General features: G+C 58.3%; 24 protein-coding genes. 17 read left to right on the forward strand and 7 right to left on the reverse strand.

Annotated features, from left to right (window positions below):
* Positions 1-2 precede the first annotated feature (2 nt).
* The 3 genes from PVZ80_RS04435 to PVZ80_RS04445 form a co-directional block, all read right to left on the reverse strand.
* Positions 3-989, reverse strand: coding sequence for a FecR family protein (locus PVZ80_RS04435; RefSeq protein WP_028683592.1), 987 nt, complete (start codon positions 987-989; stop codon positions 3-5).
* Between the two features lie 199 nt (positions 990-1,188).
* The gene (gene aqpZ / locus PVZ80_RS04440) at positions 1,189-1,878 is read right to left on the reverse strand and encodes an aquaporin Z (protein ID WP_007921032.1); all 690 of its coding nucleotides are present in this window, start codon (positions 1,876-1,878) and stop codon (positions 1,189-1,191) included.
* 304 nt (positions 1,879-2,182) lie between these two features.
* On the reverse strand, positions 2,183-2,473 hold the full coding sequence (locus PVZ80_RS04445) for a hypothetical protein (RefSeq protein WP_016703945.1): 291 nt from the start codon (positions 2,471-2,473) through the stop codon (positions 2,183-2,185).
* 231 nt (positions 2,474-2,704) lie between these two features.
* Between PVZ80_RS04445 and PVZ80_RS04450 the strand changes: the two genes are divergently transcribed.
* Complete coding sequence (locus PVZ80_RS04450) at positions 2,705-3,421, forward strand: response regulator transcription factor (RefSeq protein WP_009041468.1); 717 nt, start codon at positions 2,705-2,707, stop codon at positions 3,419-3,421.
* A gap of 77 nt (positions 3,422-3,498) precedes the next feature.
* On the opposite strand, the gene gyrB is transcribed toward PVZ80_RS04450, so the two are convergent.
* From gyrB to dnaA, 4 genes are read right to left on the reverse strand one after another with little or no spacing between them, the layout of a single operon-like run.
* Entirely contained in the window at positions 3,499-5,916 is a 2,418-nt protein-coding gene (gyrB, locus tag PVZ80_RS04455; RefSeq protein WP_007924471.1) for a DNA topoisomerase (ATP-hydrolyzing) subunit B, read from the reverse strand.
* A 4-nt stretch (positions 5,917-5,920) separates the two neighbouring features.
* On the reverse strand, positions 5,921-7,024 hold the full coding sequence (recF, locus tag PVZ80_RS04460; RefSeq protein WP_273863463.1) for a DNA replication/repair protein RecF: 1,104 nt from the start codon (positions 7,022-7,024) through the stop codon (positions 5,921-5,923).
* Positions 7,025-7,044: 20 nt separating this feature from the next.
* Positions 7,045-8,148 (reverse strand): DNA polymerase III subunit beta, encoded by a 1,104-nt coding sequence (gene dnaN, locus PVZ80_RS04465; RefSeq protein WP_009046209.1) that lies wholly within the window; start codon positions 8,146-8,148, stop codon positions 7,045-7,047.
* Between the two features lie 38 nt (positions 8,149-8,186).
* Positions 8,187-9,707, reverse strand: a complete 1,521-nt coding sequence (dnaA, locus tag PVZ80_RS04470) for a chromosomal replication initiator protein DnaA (protein ID WP_016703949.1) — start codon at positions 9,705-9,707, stop codon at positions 8,187-8,189.
* Between the two features lie 567 nt (positions 9,708-10,274).
* Here dnaA and rpmH point away from each other — a divergent pair.
* The 16 genes from rpmH (at position 10,275) to atpG (ending at position 24,429) form a co-directional block, all read left to right on the forward strand.
* Positions 10,275-10,409 carry a 50S ribosomal protein L34 gene (rpmH, locus tag PVZ80_RS04475; RefSeq protein ID WP_003213577.1) on the forward strand — a complete coding sequence of 45 codons (135 nt, stop codon included), beginning with the start codon at positions 10,275-10,277 and terminating at the stop codon, positions 10,407-10,409.
* A 16-nt stretch (positions 10,410-10,425) separates the two neighbouring features.
* Positions 10,426-10,827, forward strand: a complete 402-nt coding sequence (rnpA, locus tag PVZ80_RS04480; RefSeq protein ID WP_016703950.1) for a ribonuclease P protein component — start codon at positions 10,426-10,428, stop codon at positions 10,825-10,827.
* Positions 10,820-11,065 (forward strand): membrane protein insertion efficiency factor YidD, encoded by a 246-nt coding sequence (gene yidD / locus PVZ80_RS04485; RefSeq protein WP_010465488.1) that lies wholly within the window; start codon positions 10,820-10,822, stop codon positions 11,063-11,065. The genes rnpA and yidD overlap by 8 nt, the downstream gene beginning before the upstream one ends.
* A gap of 2 nt (positions 11,066-11,067) precedes the next feature.
* Positions 11,068-12,750: a membrane protein insertase YidC gene (gene yidC / locus PVZ80_RS04490; RefSeq protein ID WP_009051704.1), complete on the forward strand. Its 1,683-nt coding sequence runs from the start codon at positions 11,068-11,070 to the stop codon at positions 12,748-12,750.
* A 91-nt stretch (positions 12,751-12,841) separates the two neighbouring features.
* Complete coding sequence (mnmE, locus tag PVZ80_RS04495) at positions 12,842-14,212, forward strand: tRNA uridine-5-carboxymethylaminomethyl(34) synthesis GTPase MnmE (RefSeq protein ID WP_038635703.1); 1,371 nt, start codon at positions 12,842-12,844, stop codon at positions 14,210-14,212.
* A gap of 598 nt (positions 14,213-14,810) precedes the next feature.
* Complete coding sequence (gene mnmG / locus PVZ80_RS04500) at positions 14,811-16,703, forward strand: tRNA uridine-5-carboxymethylaminomethyl(34) synthesis enzyme MnmG (RefSeq protein ID WP_009051702.1); 1,893 nt, start codon at positions 14,811-14,813, stop codon at positions 16,701-16,703.
* Positions 16,700-17,344: a 16S rRNA (guanine(527)-N(7))-methyltransferase RsmG gene (rsmG, locus tag PVZ80_RS04505; protein WP_009051701.1), complete on the forward strand. Its 645-nt coding sequence runs from the start codon at positions 16,700-16,702 to the stop codon at positions 17,342-17,344. Before mnmG ends, rsmG begins: the two co-directional genes overlap by 4 nt.
* 18 nt (positions 17,345-17,362) lie before the next feature.
* A complete protein-coding gene (locus PVZ80_RS04510; protein WP_009051700.1) occupies positions 17,363-18,160 on the forward strand; it encodes a ParA family protein in 798 nt (265 codons plus the stop codon).
* A gap of 9 nt (positions 18,161-18,169) precedes the next feature.
* Positions 18,170-19,042, forward strand: coding sequence for a ParB/RepB/Spo0J family partition protein (locus PVZ80_RS04515; RefSeq protein WP_009051699.1), 873 nt, complete (start codon positions 18,170-18,172; stop codon positions 19,040-19,042).
* Between the two features lie 148 nt (positions 19,043-19,190).
* Positions 19,191-19,598, forward strand: coding sequence for a F0F1 ATP synthase subunit I (locus tag PVZ80_RS04520; RefSeq protein WP_016703952.1), 408 nt, complete (start codon positions 19,191-19,193; stop codon positions 19,596-19,598).
* Positions 19,599-19,614: 16 nt separating this feature from the next.
* Complete coding sequence (gene atpB, locus PVZ80_RS04525; RefSeq protein WP_007924498.1) at positions 19,615-20,484, forward strand: F0F1 ATP synthase subunit A; 870 nt, start codon at positions 19,615-19,617, stop codon at positions 20,482-20,484.
* A gap of 133 nt (positions 20,485-20,617) precedes the next feature.
* Positions 20,618-20,875, forward strand: coding sequence for a F0F1 ATP synthase subunit C (atpE, locus tag PVZ80_RS04530; protein WP_002555987.1), 258 nt, complete (start codon positions 20,618-20,620; stop codon positions 20,873-20,875).
* Between the two features lie 57 nt (positions 20,876-20,932).
* The gene (locus PVZ80_RS04535) at positions 20,933-21,403 is read left to right on the forward strand and encodes a F0F1 ATP synthase subunit B (protein WP_007924504.1); all 471 of its coding nucleotides are present in this window, start codon (positions 20,933-20,935) and stop codon (positions 21,401-21,403) included.
* Positions 21,404-21,415: 12 nt separating this feature from the next.
* Positions 21,416-21,952: a F0F1 ATP synthase subunit delta gene (locus PVZ80_RS04540; protein WP_007924505.1), complete on the forward strand. Its 537-nt coding sequence runs from the start codon at positions 21,416-21,418 to the stop codon at positions 21,950-21,952.
* Positions 21,953-21,973: 21 nt separating this feature from the next.
* A complete protein-coding gene (atpA, locus tag PVZ80_RS04545) occupies positions 21,974-23,518 on the forward strand; it encodes a F0F1 ATP synthase subunit alpha (RefSeq protein WP_009051698.1) in 1,545 nt (514 codons plus the stop codon).
* Positions 23,519-23,568: 50 nt separating this feature from the next.
* Positions 23,569-24,429 (forward strand): F0F1 ATP synthase subunit gamma, encoded by an 861-nt coding sequence (gene atpG / locus PVZ80_RS04550; protein WP_007924507.1) that lies wholly within the window; start codon positions 23,569-23,571, stop codon positions 24,427-24,429.
* The last annotated feature ends 24 nt before the right edge of the window (positions 24,430-24,453 follow it).

The following is a 24,453-nucleotide window of genomic DNA, read 5'->3' on the forward strand; positions in this document are numbered from 1 at the left end:
ACTTACTGAACACGCGTGGTCCTGGGGTAATAGAAGATGTCATAGACCCCCGTCTCTCCTTCGAGTCCGTGCTCATCGAAAGCAGAAAGGCGGACATGATAAAAAAAGGCTTCCAGGCCGCTGAAGTTGACTTCCGGCGTGCTGGAGAACTGTTCCTGCTTGATATTGAGGAAGCTTTTGTCGGTCGCCACCTGGGCCCGGTAACGCTTGGCGCCCGGCAAGGGCTTCATGATCAGCTGCCAGACCGGCAGATCGCCCGTCTGGCCCGCCTGGCCCATCAGCTGCGGCGCAGGTAACAGATCGACTGGCTTCAACGGGCCTTCTTTCTGGATACGCAAACCTTGGCGAGCCATGACCTGCACTTCACCGGGAACCGGCCCGACCGGTTTATCCACAGGGCGTTTCTTGCCCTTGGTCTGTTTCGGCGCTTCGTCGTCTTCGCGGTTGACCGCTACCTGGCCGTTGAGCACTTCCACCAGCGACTGCTGATCGTCGTTACGCACCCGGAAGTGCGTACCGCGTACACCCAGCACGCCGATCGGCGTGACGATCTGGAAACGGTCGTAATCGCTCGGGCGCTTGATGACATAGGACTCGATCTGCCCCTGTTCGAGCGCGACCTGGGGGATCGCATGTTCTTCGTTCAGGTGCAGGGTGATCTGGGAACTGGAGGGCAGCACCACCAGCGAGCCATCGCCCAGGGACAGGCTGACGAATGCCGAAGGCGAGGTCTTTACCCCTTCGAGTTCATCGACGCTCATGCCTTCTTCCAGGGGTACCTGGTTGCCCTTGGCATCCAGCTTCCAGGCTTCGCCCGTGAGATGCTCGACCGTCGCCGGCAGCGGCTGGCCACGGCATTGCTGGTTTTCATCGATATAGGGAGGGCGCTTGGGCGCGGCGACGGCAGCCTGCGGCATGGAAAAGGCCAGTGTGCTGCCGAGCAGAAATGAAACGAGCATGGCCCGGTGGCGGATGTGCAAGGAGGTCATGGGTTCATGGGTCCGTAGTCGCGCTCTTCTGAAGTCCGTGCCATTAGAACTGCATTGTTAGCGTTCTGACCATACCTCTTGAACCAAGGCCGGCCAGGGTCATTCCATTACGGGACAAACAGCACAACCGCTAAAGAGCGGCTGCGCTGTTTGGCTCCATGCCGGCCGGATGCGAATCAGCGCATCCGACCCGCCCAGGTCAGTCCCGCTCGATGGAGATCAACCGATAGGCCAGGGCTCCCAGCCCTGCGCCCAACAGCGGTGCTACCCAGAACAGCCACAGCTGGGACACTGCCCACTCGCCGGCGAAGAAGGCGACCGCGGTGCTGCGAGCAGGGTTGACCGAGGTATTGGTGACCGGAATGCTGATCAGGTGGATCAGGGTCAGCGTCAGGCCAATGGCAATCGGGGCAAAACCGGCTGGCGCGCGCTTGGCGGTGGCGCCCAGGATGATCAGGAGGAACATCGCGGTGAGCACGACTTCGGTCAACAGCGCAGCGAACATCGAGTAGCCGCCAGGGGAGTGTTCACCGTAACCGTTGGCTGCGAAGCCCGCCGAAGCGTCGAACCCGACCTTGCCGGAGGCGATCAGGAACAGTACGCCACCTGCGGCGAGTCCACCGAGCACCTGGGCGACGATATAAGGCAGCAGTCGGCTACCCGGAAAACGCCCGCTCAACCACAGGCCAACCGAGACCGCGGGGTTGAGGTGAGCCCCGGAAATCGGACCCAATGCGTAAGCCATAGTCAGGACGCTCAGGCCAAAGGCCAGGGCTACCCCCAGATAACCGATCCCGAATTGCGGAACGCCGGCCGCCAGCACGGCGCTCCCGCACCCGCCCAGGACCAACCAGAACGTACCGAAAAACTCAGCGCCGAATGTCTTCATCAGAGGCCTTCACAGATAAAAAATGAGGAATTGTTTGTTGGCTGGCGGCGCCGTGGGGCCGCGCGGGAGAGGAGGGATGACACATCCCTGTGTCGGAGCATTACGTCCTGAGGAGGCACTCCCTGTATTCCCCTGTACTGCAAACCGAAGACAAGCCCCGGCCTGACGTCCGCCAATCCGGCGGTTGACACTCCCTGTGTCGGAGCACTTCCGATTGCCCCTGTGTGCCACTCAGCGACTACGAATTTACCGGCATGCCGTGGAGGCCGGGCCGGTTTGCAATATTTGTTCAGAATTGTCTGATCTAGAACACCCAACGCTGCTGCTCCTGATAGACCATAGGCTGCGCCGTCTGTGTCTGTGGCGCGCTGATCGGGGCGAAGCCCTGGGAGTCGCTGAACCCGATAGTGGTTACGGACGGGCTGAAATAACGCTGCACCGGCAAGGCATAGTCCGAAGACGGCAGCGCAGGCTGCTCCGCGGTCGACCCCAGGCTCAGGCAAGCCGCGAGCATCAGAGTGGTAAATCGAGCCAGGTCCGCTGCCTGCGCAATGCCTGCGTAGAGCAACCGCCCCTTCCCCAGGATGTTCCCCATAGTTCTTTTCCTTGCACGTTCGAGCCGGTATCGTTCTGCAACGAATGCAGGCCGGATGGACAGTGCTCCTGTCGGCTACCGGCTATATGACATCAGCGTACCGAGCAAAGGTGTGAACCAGAGCAATTCGCCACAATTGTTCAGATTCGTCTGATCAGCCTAAACTCAGCGCCAGGAAAGGCCTCAAATAAAGCCATCAGCATTCTCTCGCGATAAAAGGAACTGCCCCGCATGCGTGTCGCAATACTGGATGACGAGCCCGCCGAACTGGCGCGGGTGGAACAGACACTGCGACAGATCCCCGGCCCCGGGGAACAACCATGGACGCTGCACAGCTTCGAGCGTGGCGAGGACCTGCTGCGGCAGCTGCGGCGCGAAACCTTCGACCTGCTGATTCTTGACTGGCAGTTGCCGGACCTCAGCGGACTCTCGTTGCTGCGCTGGACCCGCGAGCACATGGAGGCGCCACCGGCGGCCATCATGCTCACCAGCCGCGATGCCGAGAGCGATATCGTCCAGGCCCTGAATACCGGGGCCGACGACTATGTGAGCAAACCTTTCCGCCCCAACGAACTCAAGGCACGGGTGACCGCTGTCCTGCGTCGCCACGGCTTGCAGCGCTCGGCGGCCGTCGAGGTACAGACCTTCAACGACCTGGCCTTCGACGACGCCGAGCTGACCGTGACCCGCGCCGGCAACCCGATCAGCCTCACCGAACGCGAATACCGCCTGGCCCGCTGCCTGTTCGCCAACCTGGGTCGGCCGCTATCCCGGGAATACCTTTATGAGCGTTTCTGGACCCATGAGGAAATCGTCTCCTCCCGCCCCCTGGACACCCACATCTACCGCCTGCGCAACAAGCTGGGGCTGACCGCGGATCGTGGCTGGCAGCTGCTGACCATCTATGGTTATGGCTATCGCCTGGAAAGTGTTTCGGCGGCGGAGTAGAACGCCCCTTTTAGCCGGGCAATAAAAAAGGCCAACGCTGAGCGTTGGCCTTTTTTATTTCGGCGATGCAACCCGGATCAGAAGTCCAAGTTGGATACCGCCAGGGCGTTGCTTTCGATGAAGTCGCGACGAGGCTCGACCGCATCACCCATCAGGGTGTTGAAGATCTGGTCGGCGCCGATGGCATCTTCAATCGTGACCTTGAGCATACGGCGTACGCTTGGGTCCATGGTGGTTTCCCACAGCTGATCCGGGTTCATCTCGCCCAGACCTTTGTATCGCTGGATGGTGTGGCGCTTGGTGCTTTCGGTCATCAGCCAGTCCAGGGCTTCCTTGAACTCGGTCACCGCCTTCTTGCGTTCGCCACGCTGAATATAAGCGCCTTCGTCCAGCAGGGAGCTCAGTTGAGCGCCGAGGGTAACGACGGTCTTGTAGTCATTGCTACCGAAGAAGTCGCGGTTGAAGGTGACGTAGTTCGACAGGCCGTGGGAGATCAGTTCGACCTCTGGCAGCCAGACATTACGTTCACGGTCTTCACGCAGGCTGGCCTTGTAGACCAGGCCGGACTTCTCGACGGTGCGCAGGCGGACTTCATATTGGGCCAGCCAATCCTGCATGGCCGCGTGATCGGAGAGTTGCTCCAGGCTCACGGCCGGCAGGTAGATGAAGTGCTCGGTCAGTTCCTGAGGGTACAGGCGCGACAGACGCTTGAGGGTTTTCATGACCATGCGGAAGTCGTTCACCAGGCGCTCCAGCGCCTCGCCGGAAATGCCCGGTGCTTCTTCGTTCAGGTGCAGGCTCGCATCTTCCAGGGCCGACTGCGTCATGTACTCTTCCATGGCGTCGTCGTCTTTGATGTATTGCTCTTGCTTGCCTTTCTTGACCTTGTACAGCGGCGGTTGAGCGATGTAGATGTAGCCACGCTCGATCAGCTCCGGCAGCTGACGGAAGAAGAAGGTCAGCAGCAGGGTGCGGATGTGCGAACCGTCGACGTCGGCGTCGGTCATGATGATGATGTTGTGATAACGCAGCTTATCGATGTTGTACTCTTCGCGGCCGATGCCGCAACCGAGTGCAGTGATCAAGGTGCCGACCTCTTGCGAGGAAATCATCTTGTCGAAGCGCGCTTTCTCGACGTTAAGGATCTTGCCCTTGAGCGGCAGAATCGCCTGGGTCTTACGGTTGCGTCCCTGCTTGGCGGAGCCGCCAGCAGAGTCACCTTCCACCAGGTAGAGTTCGGAAAGGGCAGGGTCTTTTTCCTGGCAGTCCGCCAGTTTGCCCGGCAGGCCGGCGATATCCAGCGCGCCTTTACGGCGGGTCATCTCACGAGCCTTACGCGCCGCTTCACGGGCACGGGCGGCGTCGAGCATCTTGCCGACCACCAGCTTGGCTTCGTTCGGGTTTTCCAGCAGGAAGTCGGAGAAGTACTTGCCCATTTCCTGTTCGACCGCGGTCTTCACTTCGGAAGACACCAGCTTGTCTTTGGTCTGGGAGCTGAACTTCGGATCCGGCACCTTGACCGAAATGATTGCGGTCAGGCCTTCGCGGGCATCGTCACCGGTGGTGGCGACCTTGTGCTTCTTCGCCAGACCTTCCTGTTCGATGTAGTTGTTCAGGTTACGCGTCAGTGCCGAACGGAAGCCCACCAAGTGGGTGCCGCCATCGCGCTGCGGAATGTTGTTGGTGAAGCACTGCAGGTTTTCGTTGAAGCTGTCGTTCCACTGCAGGGCGATTTCCACGCCGATGCCATCTTCACGCTGCACATTGAAGTGGAACACCTGGTTGACCGCGGTCTTGTTGGTGTTCAGGTATTCAACGAACGCACGCAGGCCGCCTTCGTACTTGAACAGTTCTTCCTTGCCGCTGCGTTCGTCCTTCAGAACGATACCGACACCGGAGTTGAGGAAGGACAGTTCACGAATCCGCTTGGCCAGGATGTCCCAGCTGAAATGGATGTTCTTGAAGGTCTCGCTGGAAGCCTTGAAGTGAATCTGGGTACCGGTGGTTTCGCTGTCACCGACGATCGCCATAGGCGCCTGAGGCACACCGTGAACGTAGGTCTGTTCCCAGATCTTGCCGCTGCGGCGAACGGTCAGGACCAGTTCTTCGGACAGGGCGTTCACTACCGACACACCCACGCCGTGCAGACCGCCGGATACTTTGTAGGAGTTGTCGTCGAACTTACCACCAGCGTGCAGCACGGTCATGATGACCTCGGCCGCGGAAACGCCTTCTTCTTTATGCACGTCTACCGGGATGCCGCGACCGTTGTCACGCACGGTAATGGATTCGTCCGGGTGGATGATGATGCTGATGTCGTCGCAATGGCCGGCCAGAGCTTCGTCGATCGAGTTATCGACCACCTCGAACACCATATGGTGCAGACCGCTGCCATCGTCGGTGTCACCAATGTACATACCGGGACGTTTGCGTACGGCATCCAAACCTTTCAGCACTTTAATGCTGCTCGAGTCGTACGTGTTTTCTTCGCTCATGCCTTCACTCCCGATGGTCGTGGGTCTGGGTGATACGGCCCTGTTCCACGTGGAACAGGGCAACTGGCGTTTCCGTCTGCCAGCCTTCCCTCAATAATTCGTGGTCTACACAGGTGATGAACACCTGGCAGCGTAAGTCTTCCAACAAGCGACAAAGTGCGCGGCGATGCTGCTCGTCCAGCTCGGACGGCAAGTCATCCACCAGATAAATACACTGACCGCGCCGGGCCTGGCTGACCAGGTGCCCCTGGGCGATCCGCAAGGCACAGACCACCAACTTCTGCTGACCGCGGGACAAGATGTCCGCAGCGTTGTGTGCGCCCAATCTGAGACGCAAATCAGCACGTTGGGGGCCGGCCTGGGTATGACCCATTTGCTGATCACGATGGAGGGATGTCGCGAGCACTGCACTGAGCTCTCGCTCTTTATCCCAACCACGGTAATAGCTAAGCGTTAAGCCCTCGAGCTCTACCAGCTCGCTCAAGGTCCGCTCAAAGACTGGTTTCAAGGCTTTGATATAAGCGCGGCGGTATTCATCAATTTCAGCGCTGGCCTGACACAGTTCCCTATCCCAGGCTGCTTGCGAAGCGGCGTCAAGTGTACCATGCCGCAGCCATGAGTTCCGCTGCCGCAGGGCCTTCTGCAAGCGCTGCCAGGTTGACATGAAGCGGGGTTCCACGTGGAACACGCCCCAATCGAGGAACTGGCGCCTGATTTTGGGTGCGCCTTCCAGCAAGCGGAAACTGTCCGGGTTGATCAACTGCAGGGGCAGGATCTCCGCCAGCTGCGCGGCACTGCGGGCGTTCTGCCCGTCGATGCGGATCTGGAACTCACCCTGGCGGTCGCGAGATATCCCCAGGCTGCTATGTCCGCCTTCCGCCAGCTCGACCTGGCCGAACACCGTGCAAGCGAGTTGCTCGTACTGGATCACCGGCAATAAACGGGCGCTGCGAAACGAGCGAGCAAGCCCCAGCAAGTGGATGGCTTCCAGCACGCTGGTTTTGCCACTGCCGTTGGCGCCGTAGAGGATGTTGATGCGAGGGGAGGGGGAGAAGGTCACCGGGTGCAGATTGCGCACCGCGGTGACCGAGACGCGACTGAGGGACATCTAGCTTCTGCTGAGCATGATTACAGGCGCATCGGCATGACAACGTAGGCCGAGTCGTCGTTGTCGGATTCCTGCACCAGCGCACTGCTGTTGGAATCGGACAGGATCAGGCGTACCTGTTCAGTGGTCATCACGCCCAGCACGTCGAGCAGATAGCTCACGTTGAAGCCGATCTCCAGCGAACCGCCGTTGTATTCCACGCCTACTTCTTCTTCCGCCTCTTCCTGCTCCGGGTTGTTCGCCTGGATTTTCAGCTGACCGTTGGCCAGTTGCAGACGGATACCGCGGTACTTCTCGTTGGACAGGATCGCGGTACGGCTGAAGGCTTCGCGCAGCGCCTGACGGTCGCCCAGTACCAGCTTGTCACCGCCCTTCGGCAGCACACGCTCGTAGTCCGGGAACTTGCCGTCGACCAGCTTGGAAGTGAAGGTGAACTCGCCGGTGGTAGCGCGGATGTGGTGCTGGCCCAGCACGATGCTGACGTTGCCATCCGGCTCGGTGAGCAGACGGGCCAGTTCCAGGATGCCTTTGCGCGGCACGATCACCTGGTGACGATCCGGCTGACCGATATCGGCCTGCATCGAGCACATGGCCAGGCGGTGACCGTCGGTGGCCACGGCACGGATGATGCCGGCGGAGACTTCCAGCAGCATGCCGTTGAGGTAGTAGCGCACGTCCTGCTGGGCCATGGCGAAGCTGGTGCGTTCGATCAGGCGACGCAGCTTGCTCTGCTCCAGCTGGCAGGTCAGCGAGCCCGGGCCTTCTTCCACAGTCGGGAAGTCGTTGGCCGGCAAGGTGGACAGGGTAAAGCGGCTACGGCCAGCCTTGACCACCAGCTTCTGCTCGTCGACCTTGATGTCGATCAGGGCGTCGTTCGGCAGGCTCTTGCAGATGTCCATCAGCTTACGCGCCGGGACAGTGATTTCGCCTGGCTCCGCCGGCTCTTCCAACTGCACGCGACCGACCAGCTCGACTTCCAGGTCGGTACCGGTCAGCGACAGTTGCTGGCCTTCGACAACCAACAGCACGTTGGAAAGTACCGGCAAGGTCTGACGACGTTCGACGACGCCGGCGACCAGTTGCAGGGGTTTCAACAGGGCTTCGCGTTGAATGGTGAAATGCATGGTCTAGTCCCTTGCCTTAATAAGCTGCGCTGGAGTCATCAAGTGGTCAGAGTACGCAGCAGGTTCTTGTAGTCCTCGCGGATGTCCGCGTCGGATTCCTTAAGTTCATTGATCTTGCGGCATGCGTGCAAGACCGTGGTGTGGTCGCGGCCGCCGAACACATCGCCGATTTCCGGCAGGCTGTGGTTGGTCAGTTCCTTGGACAAGGCCATGGCCACCTGGCGTGGACGCGCGACAGAACGCGAGCGCCGCTTGGACAGCAGATCGGAGATCTTGATCTTGTAATACTCGGCGACAGTGCGCTGAATGTTATCCACAGAGACCAGCTTGTCCTGCAGGGCAAGCAGGTCCTTCAGCGATTCGCGAATCAGCTCGATGGTAATGTCGCGTCCCATGAAGTGCGAGTGAGCGATGACACGCTTGAGCGCCCCTTCCAGCTCACGCACGTTGGAACGAATTCGCTGGGCAATGAAGAACGCCGCATCGTGAGGCAGCTCGACTTTGGCCTGGTCGGCTTTCTTCATCAGGATCGCGACGCGGGTTTCCAGTTCCGGTGGCTCCACCGCCACCGTCAGGCCCCAGCCGAAGCGCGATTTCAGGCGTTCTTCCAGGCCTTCGATCTCCTTCGGGTAGCGGTCACTGGTGAGAATCACCTGTTGGCCGCCTTCGAGCAGGGCGTTGAAGGTGTGGAAAAACTCTTCCTGGGAACGCTCCTTGCGAGCGAAGAACTGGATATCGTCGATCAGCAACGCATCCACCGAACGGTAGAAGCGCTTGAATTCGTTGATCGCGTTGAGTTGCAGCGCCTTGACCATGTCAGCCACGAAGCGCTCGGAATGCAGGTACACGACCTTGGCATTCGGGTTCTTCTTTAATAGATGGTTACCCACAGCATGCATCAAGTGGGTCTTACCCAAACCTACGCCGCCATAAAGGAAGAGCGGGTTGTAACCATGCTTGGGGTTGTCGGCTACCTGCCAGGCCGCGGCGCGGGCCAGCTGGTTGGACTTACCTTCCACAAAGTTTTCGAAGGTGAAGGTGCGGTTCAGGTAACTGGTGTGCTTGAGCGCACCTTCCACCTGAACGGTGCGCTGTTCGGCGCGCACTGGAGCCTGCTGCGAGCTGGCCCCCGCCATCGGGTCGAAGCTGTCACGAGAGGGTTCTTCGCTGACTTCGGCGACTTTCTGGGTCGCCGCCTTGGTCGGGGCGGCCGGAGCCGGCGCAGCGACCGGGGCGGCAGCTGCTGCCTGCTGAACCTGAGAGGCAACCGCAGCGGCCAGCGGAGCATTGGGTGCCGCACGAGGAGCGGAACTGCGTTTGCTGCCTATTAATAAGGAAAGCGCCGGCGCCATGCCATTGCCATGCTCATCCAGCAGCTCGAGCACGCGGCCCAGGTACTTTTCGTTGACCCAATCGAGAACAAAACGATTCGGTGCGTATACACGCAACTCGTCGCCTTCGGCTTCGACCTGTAGCGGACGGATCCAAGTGTTGAATTGCTGGGCAGGCAGCTCATCACGCAGAAGCTCCACGCACTGCTGCCAAAGTTCCACTGACACGGATATCCCCTAAGTTGAAAGCCGGTGAGGCAAAAACAAGCCGCCATTGTAACGACCAGACGCACACTTATCCACATGTAGGTTGATCGCAGGCCACTATGAATCAACGCTTTATCCCGAAAAAACACGACCAATGGTATGTGCATAAGCTCTGTGGATAACCACACCTAAGGGCATTGCACAACTGGGGGCGAAAATCGGTGGATAACCCGCTTGTGGATAACTCGCCTTTCCACACACAGCTTTTCCGATAGCGCAGCACAGGCAAAGCACCGTTTCTCGACAGTGTTGTCATTCTCTGTACAGCACGTCCTATAAGGGCTCAATGTAGTTATCCACAGACAGGGACGTCCCTAGCCTTTATAAGCTTTACAGAAAAGCTTTAAATAATTCCCTTCTTTATTTTTATATCTGGCTGACCCGGTTCTTCAGCCTCAGAGGCGGACATACCCAGATAAAGGAAAAGCTGGTTGGAAATTGACCTAGAGGCTTGCTTTCTCTAGAATCGCCGATCTCTTAAAACGGGGGCCATTCCGGCCCGTTGTGGACGAACCAGGTAACACGACAATGAAACGTACTTTCCAACCAAGCACTATCAAACGCGCTCGTACCCACGGTTTCCGTGCTCGCATGGCTACCAAGAACGGTCGTGCCGTCCTGTCGCGTCGTCGCGCCAAAGGTCGTGCGCGTCTGGCAGTTTGATACTCCGGCACTGGAGGTGAGTCAGGACTTCAGTCGGGAAAAGCGTCTGCTTACCCCCCGGCATTTCAAGGCAGTCTTTGACTCCCCTACCGGCAAGGTTCCGGGGAAGAATCTCCTGCTCCTTGCGCGCAACAACGATCTGGATCATCCCCGTCTGGGGCTGGTTATCGGAAAAAAGAGCGTCAAGCTCTCCGTTGAGCGCAATCGCCTCAAACGTCTGATGCGCGAATCGTTTCGCCTGAACCAGGATGCTCTGGTCGGCTGGGACATCGTTATCGTCGCGCGCAAAGGTTTGGGCGATGTAGAAAACCCCGAATTGATTCAGCATTTCGACAAGCTCTGGAAGCGTCTGGCCCGTAACAAGCCGGCACCAGCAGTCAAAACCGAAACTGTAGGGGTAGACAGTACCAATGCGTAAACTGGCACTCGTTCCGATCCAGTTTTACCGCTATGCCATTAGTCCTTTGATGGCCAGTCACTGTCGTTTCTACCCCAGCTGTTCCTGCTACGCGTATGAAGCCATCGAAAATCATGGCCTTCTGCGCGGTGGCTGGCTGACCTTTCGTCGTTTAGGTCGCTGTCATCCGTGGAATCCCGGTGGTTATGACCCGGTTCCACCTATCCCTACCTCCCGTTCTTCTTCGATGGCCGAGTAATCATGGATATTAAACGCACGATCCTGATCGTCGCCCTGGCAATCGTGTCCTACGTCATGGTTCTTAAGTGGAACCAGGATTATGGCCAGGCTGCCCTGCCGACTCAGAATGTTGCTGCCAACACCGCCACCCCGGCTCTACCGGATACGCCTGTTGGTAACAATGCTTCCGCCAGTGCCGATGTACCCAGCGCGAATACCGATACCAGTACCCCTACCGAAACTCCGGTGGCGGCAAGCAAAGACCTCATCCAGGTAAAAACGGATGTGCTCGATCTGGCTATCGATCCTCAAGGTGGTGATATCGCCCAGCTGAAGCTGCCGCTGTATCCACGTCGCCAGGACCATCCGGAAATTCCGTTCCAACTGTTCGATAACGGTGGCGAACGTACTTATCTGGCGCAAAGCGGCCTGACCGGTGTCAACGGTCCGGATGCTCGTCCTGCAGGACGCCCGGTTTATTCGGCCGAGAAAAAGACTTATCAACTGGCTGACGGCCAGAACCAGCTGAATGTCGACCTGAAATTCAGCGACGCCGGCGTCAACTACATCAAGCGTTTCACCTTTACCCGCGGTCTGTACGATCTGAAAGTCACCTATCTGATCGACAACACCAGCGACAAGGCCTGGACTGGCAACCTGTTTGCCCAGCTCAAACGCGACGCCAGCTCCGATCCTTCTTCCAGCACCGCCACCGGCACCGCGACTTACCTGGGCGCCGCCCTGTGGACAAGTTCCGAGCCGTACAAAAAAGTGTCGATGAAAGATATCGACAAGGGCTCGCTGAAAGAAACCGTGCAAGGTGGCTGGGTTGCCTGGCTGCAACACTACTTCGTGACTGCCTGGATCCCGGCGAAGAACGAAAGCAACGTGGTGCAGACCCGCAAGGACAACCAAGGCAACTACATCATCGGTTTCACTGGCCCGGCGCTGACCGTTGCACCTGGTGCCAAGGCTGAAACCACCGCCACTCTGTACGCCGGTCCGAAGAGCCAGGCCGTTCTGAAAGAGTTGTCCCCAGGCCTGGAACTGACCGTCGACTACGGCATTCTGTGGTTCATTGCCCAGCCGATCTTCTGGCTGCTGCAACATATCCACAGCATTGTGGGTAACTGGGGCTGGTCGATCATCTTCCTGACCATGCTGATCAAGGGGATCTTCTTCCCGCTGTCGGCGGCCAGCTACAAATCCATGGCGCGCATGCGTGCGGTGGCGCCGAAACTGGCGGCTCTGAAAGAGCAACATGGCGACGACCGGCAGAAAATGTCGCAAGCCATGATGGAGCTGTACAAGAAAGAGAAGATCAATCCGCTGGGTGGTTGCTTGCCAATCCTCGTGCAGATGCCGGTGTTCCTGTCCTTGTACTGGGTACTCCTGGAAAGCGTGGAAATGCGCCAGGCGCCATTCATGCTGTGGATTACCGACCTGTCGATCAAGGATCCGTTCTTCATCCTGCCGATCATCATGGGCGCCACCATGTTCATCCAGCAGCAGCTGAACCCGACTCCTCCGGATCCGATGCAGGCCAAGGTGATGAAAATGATGCCAATCATCTTCACCTTCTTCTTCCTGTGGTTCCCAGCGGGCCTGGTGCTGTACTGGGTTGTGAACAACTGCCTGTCGATCGCACAACAGTGGTACATCACACGTAAGATCGAAGCCGCTACCAAGAAAGCAGCGGCCTGACCTACTCTGTGGATAACCACTCAAAACGCCCCCTAGTGGGGCGTTTTGCTATCTGTCACTTTTGTCTGCCTCTTTATGTCTGGAGCGGGTTATGAATGTCCCTCGTGAAACCATCGCAGCCGTCGCCACCGCCCAGGGGCGTGGTGGTGTGGGCATCGTGCGTATTTCCGGACCACTGGCCAGCGTCGCCGCCAAGGCCATCAGCGGCCGCGAGTTGAAACCGCGTTACGCTCATTACGGGCCGTTTTTCAGCGATCGGGACGAGGTCCTGGACGAGGGGATCGCCCTGTATTTCCCGGGGCCGAACTCCTTTACCGGCGAAGACGTACTGGAACTTCAGGGCCACGGCGGTCCGATCGTCCTGGATATGTTGCTGCAGCGCTGCCTGCAGTTGGGATGTCGCCTGGCCCGGCCGGGGGAATTCAGCGAGCGCGCCTTCCTCAACGACAAGCTCGACCTGGCCCAGGCCGAAGCCATCGCCGACCTGATCGAGGCCAGTTCCGCACAGGCCGCGCGTAATGCCTTGCGCTCTTTGCAGGGAGCGTTCTCCAAGCGTGTGCATAACCTGACCGAGCAATTGATCGCGCTGCGCATCTACGTCGAGGCGGCCATCGATTTTCCCGAGGAAGAAATCGACTTCCTGGCCGATGGCCATGTGCTGCAGATGCTCGACACCGTGCGCGACGAGTTATCCACCGTGGTCCGCGAAGCCGGGCAGGGCGCCTTGCTGCGTGACGGTATGACCGTGGTCATCGCTGGCCGACCGAATGCCGGCAAGTCCAGCCTGCTCAATGCCCTGGCCGGACGCGAAGCTGCCATCGTCACCGAGATCGCCGGCACTACTCGGGATGTGCTGCGCGAACATATCCACATCGACGGCATGCCGCTGCACGTTGTGGATACCGCGGGACTGCGCGATACCGAAGACCAGGTGGAAAAGATCGGTGTGGAACGTGCCCTCAAGGCCATTGGCGAGGCAGACCGCGTATTGCTGGTGGTCGACGCCACGGCACCGGAAGCGCTGGACCCCTTTGCCTTGTGGCCGGAGTTCCTGGAACAGCGGCCGGATCCGGCGAAAGTTACGCTGATCCGTAACAAGGCCGACCTGACCAGCGAAGCGATTGCCCTGGAAGTCAGCGACGATGGCCACGTGACTATCAGCCTCAGTGCCAAGGCGGGAGGCGAGGGCCTGGAGTTGCTGCGTGAGCACCTCAAGGCTTGCATGGGTTACGAGCAGACGTCCGAAAGCAGCTTCAGTGCACGCAGGCGTCACCTGGAAGCCCTGCACCACGCCAGTAAGGCACTTGAACACGGGCGTTCGCAATTGACCCTGGCCGTCGCCGGCGAGCTGCTGGCTGAAGACCTGCGTCAAGCCCAGCAATCCCTGGGAGAAATTACCGGCGCTTTCAGCTCGGACGACCTGCTGGGCCGGATTTTCTCCAGCTTCTGTATCGGTAAATAACCCCATCTTCCTGTAGGAGCAGCCGTTCAGCGGCTTGGTTGCTCGTGATGCTCAGTGGCGATGTTCTGCCCGACATCACGGGCGAACCCGCTCCTGCAATCCTTTGTACTTCCCACCATTTCCGAGTTTGCCGGGCGCCATCGAGCGCTTCGGTGGATTTCTCGTGGGCGCCCTTTGGTCGGCTGAGCCTTTTTTCTGTGGATTAAGCCCTGTGAATAACTGCCCTTAGGCTCAGTTGATAACAGAGCGTCAAAACTGAGGAAAACCCGCTCTGTGGATAAGCATCACTTTAATCCACAGGCTTACACCGGTTATCCAAGGGCCTCGTTGCCACCTAACCACAGACTTTTGAGTCGCTGTACACATTGAAAACAAAGGGCTGCATGAATCTATCCACAGATAGGTCGGTGCCTAAGAATAAACATAAAAACAAAGATTTAATAAATTTCTTTCTTTTTAATTTCTATTGTCCGTGAGTCATCCACAGCTGGTTAAATTTTGTGCAAAGGGTTCTTTAGGAAGGGCGAAGACCCTATACTTGTCCGTTATCCCAAGAACCCATCCTTTTTTACCCATATAAGCAGGCACGAGGTGCGTGGTGGATTTCCCTTCCCGTTTTGAAGTGATCGTCATCGGCGGCGGTCATGCCGGTACCGAGGCAGCACTTGCATCAGCACGCATGGGGGCAAAAACCCTGTTGCTGACGCACAACGTGGAAACCCTCGGAGCGATGAGCTGCAATCCCGCGATTGGCGGGATCGGTAAAAGTCATCTGGTCAAAGAAATCGATGCCCTCGGCGGCGCGATGGCCATGGCTACCGATAAAGGTGGTATTCAGTTTCGGGTGTTGAACAGCCGCAAAGGCCCAGCCGTGCGGGCTACCCGTGCCCAGGCCGACCGCATCCTGTACAAGGCCGCTGTCCGCGAAATCCTGGAAAACCAGCCGAACCTGTGGATATTTCAACAGGCGGCGGATGACCTGATCGTCGAACAGGACCAGGTTCGCGGCGTAGTGACCCAAATGGGTCTGCGTTTCTTCGCCGAATCCGTGGTGTTGACCACCGGTACCTTCCTCGGTGGACTTATCCACATCGGGATGCAGAACTATTCCGGCGGTCGCGCCGGCGATCCACCTTCGATCGCCCTGGCCCATCGGCTGCGTGAATTGCCGCTACGTGTCGGCCGCCTGAAAACCGGCACGCCGCCGCGTATCGATGGTCGTTCCGTGGATTTCTCGGTGATGACCGAACAACCGGGCGATACGCCGATTCCGGTGATGTCGTTCCTGGGCTCGAAAGAGCAGCATCCGCGGCAGGTCAGCTGCTGGATCACCCATACCAATGCCCGTACCCACGAGATCATTGCTTCCAACCTTGATCGTTCGCCGATGTATTCCGGGGTGATCGAGGGAATCGGCCCGCGCTACTGCCCGTCGATCGAAGACAAGATCCATCGCTTTGCCGACAAGGAAAGCCATCAGGTCTTCATCGAACCGGAAGGCCTGACCACTCACGAGCTGTACCCGAACGGGATATCCACATCCTTGCCGTTCGATGTGCAGTTGCAGATCGTGCAATCGATCCGCGGCATGGAAAACGCCCACATCGTGCGTCCTGGCTACGCCATCGAGTACGACTACTTCGACCCGCGCGACCTGAAGTACAGCCTGGAAACCAAAGTGATCGGCGGCCTGTTCTTTGCCGGCCAGATCAACGGCACCACCGGCTACGAAGAAGCCGGCGCCCAGGGTTTGCTCGCCGGCGCCAACGCCGCATTGCGCGCGCAGGGCAAAGACAGCTGGTGTCCGCGTCGCGACGAGGCCTACATCGGTGTGCTGGTCGACGACCTGATTACCCTGGGAACCCAGGAACCGTATCGAATGTTCACATCCCGTGCCGAATACCGCCTGATCCTGCGCGAAGACAACGCCGATCTGCGCCTGACCGAAAAAGGTCGGGAACTGGGTCTGGTCGACGATGTCCGTTGGGCTGCGTTCTGCAAGAAGCGCGAAGGCATTGCCCAGGAAGAACAGCGTTTGAAAAGCACCTGGGTTCGCCCGGGCACCGAACAGGGCGATGCGATCGCTGAAAAGTTCGGCACGCCGCTGACCCATGAGTACAACTTGCTGAATCTGCTGAGCCGTCCGGAAATCGACTACGCTGGTCTGGTCGCAGTGACCGGGCAGGGCGCAGAAGATCCACAGGTTGCCGAACAGGTCGAGATCAAGACCAAGTACGCTGGCTACATCGATCGCCAGCAGGACGAAATCGCTCGTCTGCGGGCCAGCGAGGACACCAAGCTGCCTGTGGATATCGACTACAGCACCATTTCCGGCCTCTCGAAAGAGATCCAGAGCAAGCTCGGCGCCACGCGTCCTGAAACCCTGGGCCAGGCTTCGCGGATCCCGGGCGTTACACCGGCGGCGATTTCCCTGTTGATGATTCACTTGAAAAAACGCGGCGCGGGCCGTCAGTTGGAGCAAAGCGCTTGAGTTCGCAGGTCACCTCGCAACATGCAGAAGAGTTATCCACAGGTGCTCGCCAACTCGGTGTCAACCTGACAGAAGCCCAGCACGAATTGCTGCTGGGTTATCTGGCCCTGTTGATCAAATGGAACAAGGCTTACAACCTGACCGCCGTGCGCGATCCGGATGAAATGGTCTCGCGTCATCTGCTCGATAGCCTGAGCGTGATGTCGTTCATCGAAAACGGTCGCTGGCTGGATGTGGGCAGCGGCGGCGGGATGCCGGGCATTCCATTGGCTATCCTGTTTCCGGATTCGCAAGTGACCTGTCTGGACAGCAATGGCAAGAAAACCCGCTTCCTGACCCAGGTCAAACTGGAACTGAAGCTGGATAACCTGAATGTTATCCACAGTCGTGTCGAAGCTTTCCAACCGCAGCAGCCATTCAACGGGATCATTTCCCGGGCGTTCAGCAGCATGGAGAACTTCACCAACTGGACTCGCCACCTCGGCGACCGCGATACACGTTGGCTGGCAATGAAGGGCGTTCATCCCGCCGATGAGCTGGTAGCATTGCCGGCAGACTTCCACCTCGATAGCGAACACGCCCTGGCCGTACCCGGTTGCCAAGGCCAACGCCATCTGCTGATACTGCGCCGCACGGCATGATTGGGAACACAAGCAAGAATGGCTAAGGTATTCGCGATAGCGAACCAGAAAGGTGGTGTGGGCAAGACCACCACCTGCATCAACCTCGCAGCATCGCTGGTTGCTACCAAGCGCCGGGTGCTGTTGATCGATCTTGATCCACAGGGCAACGCCACCATGGGTAGCGGTGTGGATAAACACGGCCTGGAAAATTCGGTCTACGACCTGCTGATCGGCGAATGCGACCTGGCCCAGGCCATGCACTACTCCGAGCACGGCGGTTATCAACTGCTGCCGGCGAACCGCGACCTGACCGCCGCGGAAGTCGTTCTGCTGGAAATGCAGATGAAAGAAAGCCGCCTGCGCAGCGCCCTGGCGCCGATCCGGGAAAACTACGATTACATTCTGATCGACTGCCCACCGTCACTGTCGATGCTCACGCTCAACGCCTTGGTCGCCGCCGATGGGGTCATTATCCCCATGCAGTGCGAGTACTTTGCACTCGAAGGGCTGAGCGACCTTGTGGATAACATCAAGCGCATCTCCGAATTGCTCAATCCGAACCTCAAGGTCGAAGGCCTGCTGCGGACCATGTACGACCCGCGGCTAAGCCTGATGAACGATGTTTCCGCGCAGCTCAAGGAACACTTCGGCGATCAGCTGTACGACACGGTGATCCCTCGCAACATCCGTCTGGCGGAAGCCCCCAGTTATGGCATGCCGGCGTTGGCCTACGACAAACAGTCCCGCGGTGCCATTGCCTATCTGGCCCTCGCTGGCGAGATGGTTCGTCGGCAACGGAAAAATTCACGTGCAGCCGCTGCCCAGCCAACTTAAGGAATCCCCATGGCCGTCAAGAAACGAGGTCTCGGACGTGGACTGGATGCACTGTTGAGTGGTCCGACTGTCAGTGCACTGGAAGAACAAGCGGTGCAAGCCGATGTGCGCGAGCTGCAGCATCTGCCGCTGGACCTGATCCAGCGCGGCAAGTATCAGCCGCGCCGGGACATGGACCCACAGGCCCTGGAAGAACTGGCGAGCTCGATCAAGAGTCAGGGCGTGATGCAGCCGATCGTGGTGCGTCCGATCGGCTCCGGCCGTTTTGAAATCATCGCCGGCGAGCGCCGCTGGCGCGCCAGCCAGCAGGCGGGCCAGGAAACCATCCCGGCGATGGTCCGCGATGTGCCGGACGAAACCGCCATCGCCATGGCGCTGATCGAGAATATCCAGCGCGAAGATCTCAATCCCATCGAGGAAGCGGTTGCCCTGCAGCGCCTGCAGCAGGAATTCCAGCTGACTCAGCAGCAGGTTGCCGAGGCTGTGGGTAAGTCCCGCGTCACCGTAGCCAACTTGTTGCGCCTGATCGCTTTGCCTGAAGTGATCAAGACCATGCTGTCCCACGGCGACCTGGAAATGGGTCATGCCCGTGCCCTGCTGGGTTTGCCGGAAAATCAACAGGTTGAAGGGGCGCGACACGTTGTCGCACGTGGCCTCACCGTACGCCAGACCGAAGCCCTGGTTCGCCAGTGGCTCAGTGGCAAACAGCAGCCTGCCGAACCGGTCAAACCCGACCCGGATATCGCGCGCCTGGAGCAGCGCCTGGCCGAGCGCCTAGGCTCTGCGGTGCAGATTCGTCACGGAAAGAAAGGGAAAGGTCAGTTGGTCATCGGGTATAACTCCCTCGATGAGCTTCAAGGCGTCCTTGCACACATCCGCTGAAACATTTCCTCATGTAGCGTGCAGTCGGAAATCACTACCCGGCAGTTGAATAGGGGCTGAACCGCCCCTATACTCTGCGCGCATTTTGTCGGCACAAATTATGCCAAGTTATTGAATTCTGGCAGCCGACCCATGAGGAGCAAGAGTGATGGAAACCCGCACGCCAAACCGCTTGCCGTTCCATCGCTTGGCGGTTTTCCCGGTTTTATTGGCTCAATTGGTCGTTTTACTGCTGGCCGCCTTGGCGCTCTGGCAATGGCATGGAGTCGTAGCCGGATACTCAGGCCTTTGCGGGGGACTGATAGCCTTGCTACCCAATGTGTATTTCGCTCATAGGGCATTTCGGTTTTCCGGCGCCCGAGCAGCTCAAGCCATCGTCCGGTCTTTTTATGCTGGCGAGGCGGGCAAACTGATTTTGACGGCAGTGCTCTTTGCATTGACGTTCGCAGGTGTGAAGCCATTGGCGCCGCTAGCTGTATTCGGCGTCTTCGTGCTGACCCAACTGGTCAGCTGGTTCGCTCCCCTGCTTATGAGAACAAGACTTTCGAGACCTTAGGGCGTTTGAGGCAACCATGGCAGAAACAACCGCTTCGGGCTATATCCAGCACCACTTGCAGAACCTGACCTTCGGTCAGCTACCTAATGGCGGCTGGGGCTTTGCCCACACCGCAGCAGAAGCCAAAGAAATGGGCTTCTGGGCATTCCACGTCGATACCCTCGGCTGGTCTGTGGCGTTGGGTCTGATCTTCGTTCTTCTTTTCCGCATGGCGGCCAAGAAGGCAACTTCCGGTCAGCCAGGTGCTTTGCAGAACTTCGTTGAAGTATTGGTCCAGTTCGTCGATGGCAGCGTGAAAGACAGCTTCCATGGCCGTAGCCCAGTGATTGCACCGCTGGCACTGACCATCTTCGTCTGGGTGTTCCTGATGAACGCCATCGACCTGATCCCGGTCGACTGGATTCCTCAGCTGGCCATCCTGATCTCCGGCGATGCGCACATTCCGTTCCGCGCCGTGTCGACTACCGACCCGAACGCCACGCTGGCCATGGCTTTCTCGGTGTTCGCACTGATCATTTTCTACAGCATCAAGATCAAGGGCATCGGCGGCTTCATCGGCGAACTGACCCTGCACCCGTTCGGCAGCAAGAACATCTTCGTTCAGGCGCTGCTGATTCCGGTGAACTTCCTGCTTGAATTCGTGACGCTGATCGCCAAGCCAATCTCCCTGGCACTGCGTCTGTTCGGCAACATGTACGCTGGCGAACTGGTGTTCATCCTGATCGCCGTGATGTTCGGCAGCGGCCTGCTCTGGCTCAGCGGCCTGGGCGTGGTGCTGCAATGGGCGTGGGCTGTGTTCCACATCCTGATCATCACCCTGCAAGCGTTTATCTTCATGATGCTGACCATCGTCTACCTGTCGATGGCGCACGAAGAGAACCATTAAGACCGGTCTCGATCAGTCTGATGTCCCTCCCGGTCAAACGGGAGGGGGCCCGTATAGGGCACGATGAAACGATTTGTTTTACCGCTTTAATCTAAAAAACCTAAACCATACGACGTAAAAGTCGGGAGGAAAGATGGAAACTGTAGTTGGTCTAACCGCTATCGCTGTTGCACTGTTGATCGGCCTGGGCGCACTGGGTACCGCAATTGGTTTCGGCCTGTTGGGTGGCAAGTTCCTGGAAGGCGCTGCGCGTCAGCCAGAGATGGTTCCAATGCTGCAAGTTAAAATGTTCATCGTTGCCGGCCTGCTCGACGCCGTAACCATGATCGGCGTTGGTATCGCTCTGTTCTTCACCTTCGCGAACCCCTTCGTTGGTCAACTCGCTGGCTAATCACTCGAATTTTCGAGTTGATTGGTGTGATGGACAACGAACGAGCGAGGTGTTGGCGTGAACATTAATGCAACCCTGATTGGCCAGTCCGTTGCGTTCTTCATTTTTGTACTGTTTTGCATGAAGTTCGTGTGGCCTCCGGTCATCGCGGCTTTGCACGAACGTCAGAAGAAGATCGCGGATGGACTGGACGCTGCCAGCCGAGCAGCTCGCGACCTGGAACTGGCCCAAGAGAAAGCGGGTCAGCAACTGCGCGAAGCAAAAGCTCAGGCAGCCGAAATCATTGAGCAAGCCAAGAAACGCGGTAACCAGATCGTCGAAGAGGCTGTTGAAAAAGCCCGTGTCGACGCTGACCGTGTGAAGGTTCAGGCTCAGGCCGAGATCGAGCAGGAACTGAACAGTGTCAAAGACGCGCTGCGTGCCCAACTGGGTGTGCTGGCCGTTGGCGGCGCCGAGAAGATCCTGGGCGCCACAATCGATCAAAACGCGCACGCGGAGCTGGTTAACAAACTGGCTGCTGAAATTTAAGCGAGGGCGATCATGGCAGAACTGACCACGTTGGCCCGACCTTACGCTAAGGCGGCCTTCGAGCACGCTCAGGCCCACCAGCAGCTGGCCTCTTGGTCAGCCATGCTCGGCCTGGCTGCAGCGGTGTCGCAAGACGACACCATGCGGCGCGTGCTCAAGGCCCCGCGACTGACGAGCGCAGACAAGGCCGCCACGTTTATCGACGTGTGCGGCGACAAGTTCGATGCCAAGGCACAGAATTTCATCCACGTCGTTGCCGAAAACGACCGTCTCCTGCTTCTGCCGGAGATCGCCGCTCTGTTCGACCTGTACAAGGCCGAGCAAGAGAAGTCGGTAGATGTGGAAGTCACCAGTGCTTTTGCGTTGAACCAAGAACAGCAAGACAAACTCGCCAAGGTTCTCAGTGCACGACTCGACCGGGAAGTGCGCCTGCAAGTTGCGGAGGACGCTGCCCTGATTGGTGGTGTCGTCATCCGCGCCGGCGACCTGGTTATCGATGGCTCGATTCGCGGCAAAATCGCGAAACTTGCCGAAGCATTGAAATCTTGAGTTTGAAGGGGCAGCAGAGCAATGCAGCAACTCAATCCTTCCGAAATAAGTGAAATTATCAAGGGCCGCATCGAAAAGCTCGATGTGACCTCTCAAGCCCGTAACGAAGGCACTGTCGTCAGCGTTTCTGACGGTATCGTGCGGATTCACGGTCTGGCCGACGTCATGTACGGCGAGATGATCGAGTTTCCGGGCGGTGTCTACGGTATGGCACTCAACCTCGAGCAAGACTCCGTAGGTGCCGTTGTACTGGGCGCATACACGACTCTGGCTGAAGGCATGAGCGCCAAGTGCACCGGCCGCATCCTCGAAGTTCCGGTTGGTAAGGAACTGCTGGGTCGCGTAGTCGACGCACTGGGTAACCCAGTTGACGGCAAAGGTCCGCTGAACAATACCGAGACCGACGCGGTCGAGAAAGTTGCTCCAGGCGTGATCTGGCGTAAGTCGGTAGACCAGCCTGTACAGACTGGCTACAAGGCTGTCGATGCCATGATCCCAGTCGGCCGTGGCCAGCGTGAGCTGATCATCGGTGACCGTCAGATCGGTAAGACCGCTCTGGCGATCGACGCGATCATCAACCAGAAAGACAGCGGCATCTTCTGCGTATACGTAGCAGTGGGTCAGAAGCAATCGACCATCGCCAACGTTGTTCGCAAGCTGGAAGAAAACGGCGCTCTGGCCAACACCATCATCGTGGCTGCCAGTGCTTCCGAATCCGCTGCCCTGCAATTCCTGGCACCGTACTCCGGTTGCACCATGGGCGAATACTTCCGCGACCGCGGTGAAGACGCGCTGATCGTTTATGACGATCTGTCCAAGCAAGCAGTGGCTTACCGCCAGATTTCCCTGCTGCTGCGCCGTCCACCAGGCCGTGAAGCTTACCCAGGCGACGTGTTCTATCTCCACTCCCGTCTGCTGGAGCGCGCATCCCGCGTTTCGGAAGAGTACGTAGAGAAGTTCACCAACGGCGCGGTAACTGGCAAGACCGGTTCCCTGACCGCACTGCCGATCATCGAAACCCAGGCTGGCGACGTTTCCGCGTTCGTTCCGACCAACGTGATTTCCATCACCGACGGTCAGATCTTCCTGGAATCGGCCATGTTCAACTCCGGCATTCGTCCGGCAGTGAACGCCGGTGTTTCGGTATCCCGTGTAGGTGGTGCCGCTCAGACCAAGATCATCAAGAAGCTGTCCGGTGGTATCCGTACCGCTCTGGCTCAGTACCGTGAACTGGCGGCATTCGCCCAGTTCGCTTCTGACCTGGACGAAGCGACCCGTAAGCAACTTGAACACGGTCAGCGCGTTACCGAGCTGATGAAGCAGAAGCAATACGCGCCTATGTCCATCGCTGACATGTCGCTGTCGCTGTATGCCGCTGAACGTGGGTTCCTGACTGACGTCGAAATCGCCAAGATCGGCAGCTTCGAACAAGCGCTGATTGCTTACTTCAACCGCGATCACGCCGATTTGATGGCGAAGATCAACGTGAAGGGTGACTTCAATGACGAAATCGACGCTGGCCTGAAAGCCGGTATCGAGAAGTTCAAGGCCACCCAAACCTGGTAAGCCGCAGCGGGGGCCGCGAGGCTCCCGCTTGCTAACCTGATAGGTGTTACATGGCAGGCGCAAAAGAGATTCGCAGTAAGATTGCGAGCATCAAAAGCACGCAAAAGATTACCAGCGCCATGGAAAAAGTGGCGGTCAGCAAAATGCGCAAGGCACAAATGCGCATGGCTGCTAGCCGTCCTTACGCGGAGCGCATCCGCCAGGTTATTGGTCATCTGGCCAACGCCAACCCGGAATATCGCCACCCGTTCATGATCGACCGTGCCATCAAGCGCGTCGGTTATATCGTGGTGAGCAGTGACCGTGGTCTGTGCGGTGGTTTGAATACCAACCTGTTCAAGGCTTTGGTCAAGGACATGGCGGTAAACCGCGAAAATGGCGTCGAGATCGATCTGTGCGTGGTTGGCAGCAAAGGTGCGGCTTTTTTCCGTAACTTCGGCGGTAACGTCGTCGCTGCAATCAGCCACCTGGGTGAAGAGCCGTCGATCAATGATCTGATCGGCAGCGTCAAGGTGATGCTGGATGCCTACCTGGACGGCCGGATTGACCGCCTGTCCGTGGTGTCCAACAAGTTCATCAACACCATGACGCAGCAGCCTACGGTGGAGCAGTTGATTCCGCTGGTGGCAACCCCGGATCAAGAACTCAAGCACCACTGGGACTATCTCTACGAACCGGACGCCAAAGAGCTGCTTGACGGCTTGATGGTTCGCTACGTGGAGTCGCAGGTCTACCAGGCGGTGGTCGAGAACAACGCGGCTGAACAAGCTGCGCGGATGATCGCGATGAAGAACGCTACCGACAACGCCGGTGATTTGATCAGCGATTTGCAGCTGATCTACAACAAGGCGCGTCAGGCTGCGATCACCCAAGAGATCTCGGAAATCGTCGGCGGCGCTGCCGCGGTTTAACGGTTCAAATATTCAGAGGATCCA

Source organism: Pseudomonas sp. B3G-3, from assembly GCF_028640915.1.
GTDB lineage: Bacteria > Pseudomonadota > Gammaproteobacteria > Pseudomonadales > Pseudomonadaceae > Aquipseudomonas > Aquipseudomonas chlororaphis_I.

Excerpts from the sequence above, each read along its gene's own strand:
- PVZ80_RS04435 (WP_028683592.1), bottom strand. The coding sequence starts at position 989 with ATGACCTCCTTGCACATCCGCCACCGGGCCATGCTCGTTTCATTTCTG.
- aqpZ (WP_007921032.1), bottom strand. The coding sequence starts at position 1,878 with ATGAAGACATTCGGCGCTGAGTTTTTCGGTACGTTCTGGTTGGTCCTG.
- PVZ80_RS04445 (WP_016703945.1), bottom strand. The coding sequence starts at position 2,473 with ATGGGGAACATCCTGGGGAAGGGGCGGTTGCTCTACGCAGGCATTGCG.
- PVZ80_RS04450 (WP_009041468.1), top strand. The coding sequence starts at position 2,705 with ATGCGTGTCGCAATACTGGATGACGAGCCCGCCGAACTGGCGCGGGTG.
- gyrB (WP_007924471.1), bottom strand. The coding sequence starts at position 5,916 with ATGAGCGAAGAAAACACGTACGACTCGAGCAGCATTAAAGTGCTGAAA.
- recF (WP_273863463.1), bottom strand. The coding sequence starts at position 7,024 with ATGTCCCTCAGTCGCGTCTCGGTCACCGCGGTGCGCAATCTGCACCCG.
- dnaN (WP_009046209.1), bottom strand. The coding sequence starts at position 8,148 with ATGCATTTCACCATTCAACGCGAAGCCCTGTTGAAACCCCTGCAACTG.
- rpmH (WP_003213577.1), top strand. The coding sequence starts at position 10,275 with ATGAAACGTACTTTCCAACCAAGCACTATCAAACGCGCTCGTACCCAC.
- yidD (WP_010465488.1), top strand. The coding sequence starts at position 10,820 with ATGCGTAAACTGGCACTCGTTCCGATCCAGTTTTACCGCTATGCCATT.
- yidC (WP_009051704.1), top strand. The coding sequence starts at position 11,068 with ATGGATATTAAACGCACGATCCTGATCGTCGCCCTGGCAATCGTGTCC.
- mnmE (WP_038635703.1), top strand. The coding sequence starts at position 12,842 with ATGAATGTCCCTCGTGAAACCATCGCAGCCGTCGCCACCGCCCAGGGG.
- PVZ80_RS04510 (WP_009051700.1), top strand. The coding sequence starts at position 17,363 with ATGGCTAAGGTATTCGCGATAGCGAACCAGAAAGGTGGTGTGGGCAAG.
- PVZ80_RS04515 (WP_009051699.1), top strand. The coding sequence starts at position 18,170 with ATGGCCGTCAAGAAACGAGGTCTCGGACGTGGACTGGATGCACTGTTG.
- PVZ80_RS04520 (WP_016703952.1), top strand. The coding sequence starts at position 19,191 with ATGGAAACCCGCACGCCAAACCGCTTGCCGTTCCATCGCTTGGCGGTT.
- atpB (WP_007924498.1), top strand. The coding sequence starts at position 19,615 with ATGGCAGAAACAACCGCTTCGGGCTATATCCAGCACCACTTGCAGAAC.
- atpE (WP_002555987.1), top strand. The coding sequence starts at position 20,618 with ATGGAAACTGTAGTTGGTCTAACCGCTATCGCTGTTGCACTGTTGATC.
- PVZ80_RS04540 (WP_007924505.1), top strand. The coding sequence starts at position 21,416 with ATGGCAGAACTGACCACGTTGGCCCGACCTTACGCTAAGGCGGCCTTC.
- atpA (WP_009051698.1), top strand. The coding sequence starts at position 21,974 with ATGCAGCAACTCAATCCTTCCGAAATAAGTGAAATTATCAAGGGCCGC.
- atpG (WP_007924507.1), top strand. The coding sequence starts at position 23,569 with ATGGCAGGCGCAAAAGAGATTCGCAGTAAGATTGCGAGCATCAAAAGC.